General features: G+C 36.1%; 1 pseudogene. It reads left to right on the top strand.

The window, feature by feature from the left end:
- The first annotated feature begins 168 nt into the window (after nucleotides 1–168).
- Nucleotides 169–997, top strand: a pseudogene (locus F6K49_RS51925) (IS5 family transposase).
- Nucleotides 998–1108: the final 111 nt, after the last annotated feature.

Here is a 1108-nt window from a genome sequence, read left to right as displayed (position 1 = left end):
GACGACCAAAATCCCACCGCGTTTACTTATGGTTCCCTACCAAACAGCGCTCGTTTAGTCGTTAGTCAGGGTTTATTTACTTACCTTGATGATGATGAAATCGCCACAGTAGACCTCTTGCAAAAGTCCAATAAAAAAGATATAAATATATCAGTATTATCACAAAAAATGACCTATCAAAAAGTTAAACATCTAACTAACCAGGAGTTCAAACGCCTTTGTGGGGTTAAGAAAGAGACTTTTGCTCAGATGGTGAAATTAGTAGAAAAAAATGAACAACAGAAGACAAAAACCGGGAGACCCTCTAAATTAAGTCTAGAAAATCAAGTATTGATGACACTAGAATACTTACGAGAGTACAGAACTTACTTTCATATCGGTCAGCATTGGGGACTCAATGAATCAACAGTATACCGAATAATTCGCCTCTATCGAAAATAGTTTAATTAAGTCCTTCGAATTTAGGATTCCGGGAAAAAAACAATTATTGAAGTCAGGTAACCAAATCGATATAGCGGTTATTGATGTAACGGAAACTCCCAGAGAACGCCCTAAAAAAAACCGAAAAATTCCTACAGTGGTAAGAAAAAAAAGCACACCTTAAAATCTCAAGTAATCGTGGATAAAAACAGTAAATAGATTATCTGTATTGCTTACGGTAAAGGAAAAGAGCACGATTTTAATAAGTTTTACGAATAGGAAAAATCATCTATCATTAACAACTAAATGTCTGGCAGATAAAGGATATCAAGGAATTGTAAAAATCCATCAACTGAGCCAGACTCCTCATAAAAAACCTCCCAAGAGTAAATTGTCACCTCTCCAAAAAGAAGAGAATCGGAAGTTAGCTTCACAAAGAATTATAATTGAACATGTCTACCGACATCTAAAAATAGTTAGGATTTTGTCAGAGCGATATCGTAACAGAAGAAAAAAATTCGGTTTACGCTTTAATTTGATTGCTGCAATCTATAATTACGAACTTTGTTGTAAATAAAATATTTAGCGACACTACTTTTGCAAGAGGTCTAATCTGTGTGCTCCACGGCCCACCAGACATAAACTACGGGATACTCCATCGGGAGACGCGACGCGATTCTCCTAGGGA

The sequence above is a fragment of the Moorena sp. SIO3I6 genome (assembly GCF_010672095.1).
The sequence above is the reverse complement of the archived record's forward strand: the minus strand, read 5'-3'. Positions and strand labels throughout refer to the sequence as shown.